The organism is Nocardia thraciensis, assembly GCF_054782435.1.
On record NZ_BAAGSM010000019.1, the window covers coordinates 113,516 to 120,349 of the forward strand.

Annotated in this window: 5 protein-coding genes and 1 pseudogene; 2 read left to right on the plus strand and 4 right to left on the minus strand. The window is 69.1% G+C overall.

What is annotated here, in order from left to right; translation table 11 throughout:
- The first annotated feature begins 1 nt into the window (after window position 1).
- On the plus strand, window positions 2-718 hold the full coding sequence (locus ACYVLQ_RS12350; protein ID WP_460697564.1) for a DedA family protein: 717 nt from the start codon (window positions 2-4) through the stop codon (window positions 716-718).
- On the opposite strand, the gene ACYVLQ_RS12355 is transcribed toward ACYVLQ_RS12350, so the two are convergent.
- The 3 genes from ACYVLQ_RS12355 to ACYVLQ_RS12365 all read right to left on the minus strand — a co-directional run bounded on the left by ACYVLQ_RS12355 (window position 719) and on the right by ACYVLQ_RS12365 (window position 3,745).
- Window positions 719-1,768, minus strand: coding sequence for a glycoside hydrolase family 76 protein (locus ACYVLQ_RS12355; RefSeq protein ID WP_460697576.1), 1,050 nt, complete (start codon window positions 1,766-1,768; stop codon window positions 719-721).
- A 245-nt stretch (window positions 1,769-2,013) separates the two neighbouring features.
- A complete protein-coding gene (locus tag ACYVLQ_RS12360) occupies window positions 2,014-2,691 on the minus strand; it encodes a TetR/AcrR family transcriptional regulator (RefSeq protein ID WP_460697565.1) in 678 nt (225 codons plus the stop codon).
- 25 nt (window positions 2,692-2,716) lie between these two features.
- Window positions 2,717-3,745: a helix-turn-helix transcriptional regulator gene (locus ACYVLQ_RS12365; RefSeq protein WP_460697566.1), complete on the minus strand. Its 1,029-nt coding sequence runs from the start codon at window positions 3,743-3,745 to the stop codon at window positions 2,717-2,719.
- Window positions 3,746-3,877: 132 nt separating this feature from the next.
- Between ACYVLQ_RS12365 and ACYVLQ_RS12370 the strand changes: the two genes are divergently transcribed.
- Window positions 3,878-6,115, plus strand: coding sequence for an ATP-binding cassette domain-containing protein (locus tag ACYVLQ_RS12370; protein ID WP_460697567.1), 2,238 nt, complete (start codon window positions 3,878-3,880; stop codon window positions 6,113-6,115).
- Here ACYVLQ_RS12370 and ACYVLQ_RS12375 read toward each other — a convergent pair.
- Window positions 6,112-6,834 (minus strand): annotated as a pseudogene (locus ACYVLQ_RS12375) (hypothetical protein); the annotation flags it as partial. The gene ACYVLQ_RS12370 and the pseudogene ACYVLQ_RS12375 sit on opposite strands and share 4 nt — an antisense overlap.

The following is a 6,834-nucleotide window of genomic DNA, read 5'->3' on the forward strand; positions in this document are numbered from 1 at the left end:
AATGCCGCTACCCCTCGCACTGGGCGGACTGGATCCGCTGCAGTCCGCCGGGCCGGCACTCGTCTGGACCGTCGTCATCGTCTTCGTGTTCCTCGAGTGCGCACTCATCATCGGCCTGTTCCTGCCCGGCGATTCCATGCTGCTGACGGCCGGAATCGTGTTGGCCTCGCACACCACCGGCCACCCCCAGGTGTGGGGGCTGGCCGTGGCCACGATGATCGCCGCGATAGCCGGTAACCAGGTCGGCTACGTCATCGGCAATCGCACCGGCCACCACCTGGTGGCCCGCAAGAACGGCCGCTATATCAACACCCGGAATCTGACCCGGGTGTCCGAACTGCTGCAGCGGCACGGCTTCGCGGCCGTGCTGGTCGCCCGCTGGATTCCGTGGGTGCGCACGCTGTGCCCGCTGGTCGCGGGCGCCGCGGGGATGGACCACCGCCGCTACACGATCGCCAGCTCGATCGGCGCGGTGATCTGGGCGCCGGTGCTGCTGCTGGTGGGCTACTACGCGGGCGGGTTCCTGGAGCAGGTGTCGTGGCTGATGCCGATGGTGATCGGGACGCTGGTCGTCACCCTGATCGTGGGCACGGCGCTGGGCATCCGGCAGTACCGGATCGAGATGGCGCGCCCCGCCGAGGATTTCGACCTCGACGTACCGCACGCCGAGGCCGACTGCACCGTCTCCGCCGCGCGCGCTCCCCGCGAGCGCGAATGATCAGAGGCCCGCGGCCGTCACCAGGTGCGCGGACTCCATCAGCAGCCAGCCCGACAGCTGCACCGACAGATCGCGTTCGGGCGTCTTGGACGAGGTCACCGAGCCGCCCGAGGTGAAGTACGAGGCACCGGCCGTGCCGGTGGGCAGCTCCGCGGGCTTGCTCCAGTCGCTGCCGAACAGCGGATCCCCCTCGACCTCCAGCCGATGGTCCCAGGCCGCTCGGGCCGACGCGGTGACGATCGCGGCCGCGGTGCGCCGCGCCGTCCGCTGCTCGGTGCTGTCCCCCGGCAGCATCAGCGCCACGTGCGCCAGGTAGCGGATCAGGATCCCGTTGAACAGGCCACCGTCGCCACCGCCCCCGCCCGTGACGATGCCGCCGCTGGTGAGGTGCTCCTCGACGGCGCGCAGCAGCCGTTGCACCCGCTCGATATGCTCGAATTCGCCGGTGTGGACGGCCAATTCGGTCTCCAGGCCGAGCACCACGCCCTGGCAGTAGCTGAACACCGGGCGCTCCAGTTCCCCGGACGGCAGGTGGATGCCGTCGAAGATCAGGCCGGTATCGGGGTCACGCAGCGTCTTGTCCAGGAAGTCGGCGATCTCCGCGGCCCGCTCGTATTCGCCGAAGCGGGCCAGTGCGATAGCGGCCGGGCCGTTGGCGGGAGCGTTGAAGAAGTCGGAACCCTTGCGCCACGGCACGGCGCCGATCTGCGGATCGAACCCGGCCGACAGGTCCTGCCGCAGCGCGATCAGACCGCCGCGCACCTCGGTGATGCCCTGAATGCGCTCGGCGCGTTCCAAAGCGATTGCCAGCCAGGCCATATCGTCGTAGTAGTTGTTGGTCCAGCCGGTGATATTGCGGATGCGGTGGCCGTGCGCGATGGCGGCGATCCGACGCTTGCGGACCGGGGTCGGCTCCCGGTTGGCCGCATCGACCGCGACGTCGATCAGATGCGCCTGCCACCAGTAGTGCCAGGTGAAGAAGGCGCGCTCGGCCAGTGTCGCGGGCCAGCCCACGACCGCCAGTTCCGCCCCCGGGACGAGCCACAGCATGCGCAAATGCCGTGATACGAGCGCGGATTCGGCCCGGTCGGCCCGCTCGGCCCACACTGCGGCACCGAGCTCAGCAGTGGGCTCGGTGGGGGGTGGGGTGCGCCGGCGCTGGGACCGCGGCGCGGGCGCGTCGTCGCTCCGCGAAGTCATGGCTCAATGGTGCCAGCCCGGCACCGAATTTCGCGCCCGATTTGTTACGGAATCGACTCGTGGCCGCGATGTGCCTACCCGTTGCTGTGGAATTGTCACAACGGCTGCTGCGCGAGCCGCGCGGCGAATCCGTCGAGCAGGCACGCCAGACCGTATTCGAAGCTGCGGCCCGGGGCCTCGTTGTAGTCCGTGGGCTGATCGATGCGAGCGCGCACGTGCGGGAAGTCGGCGGCGATCTCGACCGCCGCGGCCATGGCCTCGGCCATCCGCTGCTCGGGATCGCCGCCGTCGCGGCCCAGCCGCCGCCGCAGCGAGACGGTGGCCGCGGCGCCGACGACATTGCCCAGCACGTAGGTGAACACCGCGGCGAGCGCCCGATCCGCGGCGGCGGGGGAGAATCCGGCGCGCTCGTACACGGCAAGGGAGAGATCGTCGAAGCGGGACTTGCCGGGCCCGTACATGAGGTAGCCCGCCATCGCCTGCACCATCCACGGATGCCGCTCGAGCACCGAGTGCATGCCGGTGGCCAGGGCTTCGGCGGCGGCGCGCCAGCCGAGTTCGTCCAGATCGGGCAGCTCGATCTCCTGCCACACCTCGTCCCCGGCCAGCCGGACCAGATTGTCCTTGTTCTGCACATGCCAGTACATCGCGGTGGCGGCCGCGTCGAGCCGTTTGCCGAGACTGCGCATGTTCAGGCCGTCCAGACCCTCGTCGTCCAACAGTTCGATGGCGGTGCGGACGATTTGTTCCCGGGTCAGCGAGTCGCGAGGCATACCCGCGAGGATAGTTGCACAAAGTTCAATCGTTGGCATCCTCAACGGCCTTGCTACCAGGTCTTTCGTCTCCGGCACGGTGCAGGCGGGCGGCCATGGCCCGGGAGCGCTCCCGGAATTCCGCGGGCTCCTCGATGACGAAATCGGTGTCGAGAAAGGCGAGCTGGAGCACCAGCCATTCGAAGGAGTCGATCCACGTGGTGACCCTGGACCGGTTATCGGCCACCGCCTCGATCGTGCGGTCCTGCCACTTCAACCGGTCGGCGACGAGTTCGGCGGGTGCGTCGACGAGAACCACGGCGCGATGCCGTCCCGTCGTGAGCGCTTCGCGCAGGTACTCGGTGGCCGATTCGGCGGGCAGCGGGCGCGGGGTGAATCGCGTGGCGGCGACCTCGAGCTCGCCGATCCGGTCGACGCGGAAAGTGCGCCAATCGCCGCGATCGAGGTCCCAGGCCAGCAGATACCAGCGCAGATGCATATGCACCTGCCGATACGGCTCGACCCGGCGGCGCGTGGTGGCCGCGGGCGAGGTGTAGGTGAACGCGACATGCTCGTGTCGCGCGGCCGCCGCGGCGAGGGCGGTCAGCACCTCGGCATCGAGGGCGGGCGCGAGCTGGGTCGCGGCCTCGACCGTGGTGCGGACGGCGACCGCCCGGGAACGCAGCCGCTTGGGCAGGAACTGGTCGATCTTGCCGAAGGCCCGGTCGGCGGCCGAGCCGATGCCCCCGGCCTCCGGGCCGCCGGTGGTCGCGGCCAGCAAGCCCAGGCCCACGACGGTCGCCACGGCCTCGTCGTCGTCGAAGACCATGGGCGGCAAGGTGGTTCCCGCCGTCAGGCGGTAGAACCCGCCCGGGCCGGGCTGCGTTGTGACCGGGTAGCCGTAGTCGCGCAGTCGCTCCACATCGCGGCGCACCGTGCGCGGGCTGATTCCCAAGCGTTCGGCCAGTTCGGCACCGCTGAAGCGGCGGCCGGTCTGGAGATAGGCCAGTAGTTCGAGGGCGCGGCGGGTGACGTCGGCTCGGTCGCCCTCGCGGGGCCAGGCCGGGTCGCTCATGGTCAACGCCGGGGTCGACCCGGCTCCGAGCCGACCCGACGCGTGCCGGTGTGATCAACGGTTATCCACATATAGCCCATCATCCACAAGATGCGGTCATGATCTGTCCACATCTGTTCGTAGGTTGGGGATATGGCTGATATTCGTATTCGCGCCGCGCGGACGAACAACCTGAAACACATCGACATCGATGTCCCGCGCGGGCAGCTGGTGGTGTTCGCGGGCGTCTCCGGCTCCGGCAAGTCGTCGCTGGTCTTCGACACCATTGCCGCGGAGGCCGGATATCAGGTGAACGAGACCTATCCCCCGTTCGTGCGCAACCGGCTGCCGCGCTGGAGCCGCCCGGACGTCGATCTGATCGAGGGGCTGTCGCCGGTGGTGGTGATCGACCAGAAGCGGCTGGGCGGCAATGCCCGATCCACGGTCGGCACCATCACCGACGCGTACACATATCTGCGCCTGTTGTTCTCGCGGGTGAGCGAGCCGTATGTCGGCGAGTCGAACCACTTCTCGTTCAACGACCCGGCCGGGATGTGCCCCACCTGCGCGGGCCTGGGCGAGACCCTCGCCACCGAGGTGGACCGGCTGCTCGACCTGGACAAGTCGCTGGAGGAGGGCGCGATCCTGCTTCCCGGCTTCGGCAACGGACAGTACTGGTACCGGCAGTACGCCGATATCGGGTCGTTCGATCCGCGGACGCCGCTGCGGGAGTGGTCGGCGCGAGAGCGGGAGGCGCTGCTGTACGGCGGCGACGCGGCCGCGCGGCTGGGCACCAAACCGCCGCAGGACTACGAGGGGGTCGTCGAGCGGTTCGAGCGGATCTACGTGCACACCGCCGACACCCTGTCGGACCACAAGCGCGCGGTCGTGGAGCGGTTCACCCACTCGACGCCGTGTCCCGACTGCCACGGCGAACGCCTGAACGAGGCGGCGCGCACGGCCCGCGTGCTGGGTCACACCATCGTCGAGATGAGCCGGATGGAGATCGAGGAGCTGGCCGGGGTCGTCATCGGCGTGCGCGATCCGAATGTGGCGCCGGTGGTCGCGGCCTTGCACGAGAAGCTGGAGGCGCTGGATTCGATCGGCCTCGGCTACCTGTCGCTGGCCCGGCCCACGACCACGCTGTCCGGCGGCGAATCCCAGCGCATCAAGACGGTCCGGCATCTCGGCAGCAGCCTGATCGAGATGCTGTACGTCTTCGACGAGCCGACCGTCGGCCTGCACCCGCACGACGTGGCGCCCATGACCGGGCTGCTGAAATCATTGCGGGACAAGGGAAATTCGGTGCTGGTGGTGGAGCACGACCCGGATGTGATGCGGGCGGCCGACCACATCGTCGAGATCGGCCCGGGCGCGGGCGACGGTGGCGGACGGGTGGTGTTCGAAGGGGGATTCGACGCGCTGCTGGCGGCCGACACGCCGACCGGTCACGGGCTGCGGTCACGGCGCACGGCCCGGACGCCGCGGGTGCCGGCGGGCAAGCTGCGGATCGAGAACGCCAGCCGCAACAACTTGCGCGATGTGTCCGTCGACGTTCCGACCGGCGTGCTGACCGCGCTCACCGGAGTCGCGGGGTCGGGTAAGTCGAGCCTGGTCGCCGAACTGATCGAGCAGCATCCGGCCACCGTGGTCGACCAGCGGGCGGTCAGCACCAACCGGCGGTCGACCACGCTCACCTATACCGGCATCGCCCCGGCGATTCGCAAGCTGCTCGCGCAGCGCAATGGGGTGAGTGCCGGGCTGTTCAGCGCCAACTCGGCCGGGGCGTGCGCGGTGTGCAAGGGCGCGGGCGTGATCTACACCGACCTGGCGTTCATGGACGGGCAGGAGGTGGTGTGCGAGGCGTGCGGCGGGCGGCGGTTCACCGACGAGGTGCTCGGCTATACCGTCGACGGGCTGTCCATCGCCGATATCGACGACCTCACCGTCGCGGAGGCGACCCGGCGGCTGCCCGTCCCGGCGATCGACCGCGCGCTCCGTCACCTGGACGAGGTGGGCCTGGGCTACCTGCGCCTGGGCCAGTCGCTGACCACCCTGTCCGGCGGCGAATGCCAGCGCCTGAAGATCGCCAAGGAACTCGCCCGCCCCGACCAGCACACCCTCTACGTCCTCGACGAGCCCACCACGGGCCTACACCTCTCCGATATCGACACCCTGCTCGAAGTCCTGAACCGCTTGGTAGACAAGGGAAACACGCTGGTCGTGATCGAACACAACGTGGACGTGATCCGCGCCGCCGACTGGGTTATCGATTTGGGCCCGGGGCCGGGCCGCCATGGCGGGCGGGTGCTGTGCGAGGGGACGCCGGAGCAGATCACGGGGTGCGAGGACTCCAAAACAGCTGCCGCACTACGGGTGTCACCGAACTAGCACCGCCGGGATCGTGGATCGATCCCCCGTTCTACCCCACGTTCCTCCCGACCGGCGCGCGTGCGCGCTGCCTCGACAGCAGCGCGGGACGGCGGTTCGACACCCGGAGTCGGCTGGCTGACCCGTAACAGGTCGGCCACCTCGCGTGCCATGTCGCCGGGTTGATGCTTCGCCGCCGCTTCCCGCGCCCGCTGAGCGTGTTCGGCGGTCCGGGCAGCCGCCTCCCGCTGACGTTGCTGTGCCACCTGGTCGGCGGCCTCGCGAGCCTTCTTCGCCTCCTCGGCTGCATCGGTTTCTCGCTGGCGAGTTTTCTCGGCTGCGTCCGCTTCCGTTCGGACACCCTTTTCCGCCGCCTGTGACTCCCCATGCTTGCGCGCCAGCATCTCTCCCATCGTCGGGAACTCGCGCGCCGCCCGTTCGGCCGCTTCCTTCCGCACCCGCGACTTTTCTTCGCGGGCCTTCTGCTCTCGCTCTGCGCGAGCACGTTCCTCTTTCCACCGGGCCTTCTGCTGGCGCGCCTTCTCGCCGACGCCCGGCAATTCGAGCAGCTGACCCGGTTCGCGTGCCATGCCAAGGGCAAGGATCTCGCGGGCTACATGACGCGGAATAGCCTGCTCGATGAAACGCTCGGGAAAGTCGCGTTTCAACTGGTCGATAAGACCGTGTCTCATGTCGCTGATTTCGCCTTCGTGAGTTTCTTGTAGCAGGTGAGTGCGGCG

What these genes read in the sequence shown, in the direction of transcription:
- ACYVLQ_RS12350 (WP_460697564.1), top strand. Translation starts at nt 2, where the DNA reads ATGCCGCTACCCCTCGCACTGGGCGGACTGGATCCGCTGCAGTCCGCC.
- ACYVLQ_RS12355 (WP_460697576.1), bottom strand. Translation starts at nt 1,768, where the DNA reads ATGCTGTGGCTCGTCCCGGGGGCGGAACTGGCGGTCGTGGGCTGGCCC.
- ACYVLQ_RS12360 (WP_460697565.1), bottom strand. Translation starts at nt 2,691, where the DNA reads ATGCCTCGCGACTCGCTGACCCGGGAACAAATCGTCCGCACCGCCATC.
- ACYVLQ_RS12365 (WP_460697566.1), bottom strand. Translation starts at nt 3,745, where the DNA reads ATGAGCGACCCGGCCTGGCCCCGCGAGGGCGACCGAGCCGACGTCACC.
- ACYVLQ_RS12370 (WP_460697567.1), top strand. Translation starts at nt 3,878, where the DNA reads ATGGCTGATATTCGTATTCGCGCCGCGCGGACGAACAACCTGAAACAC.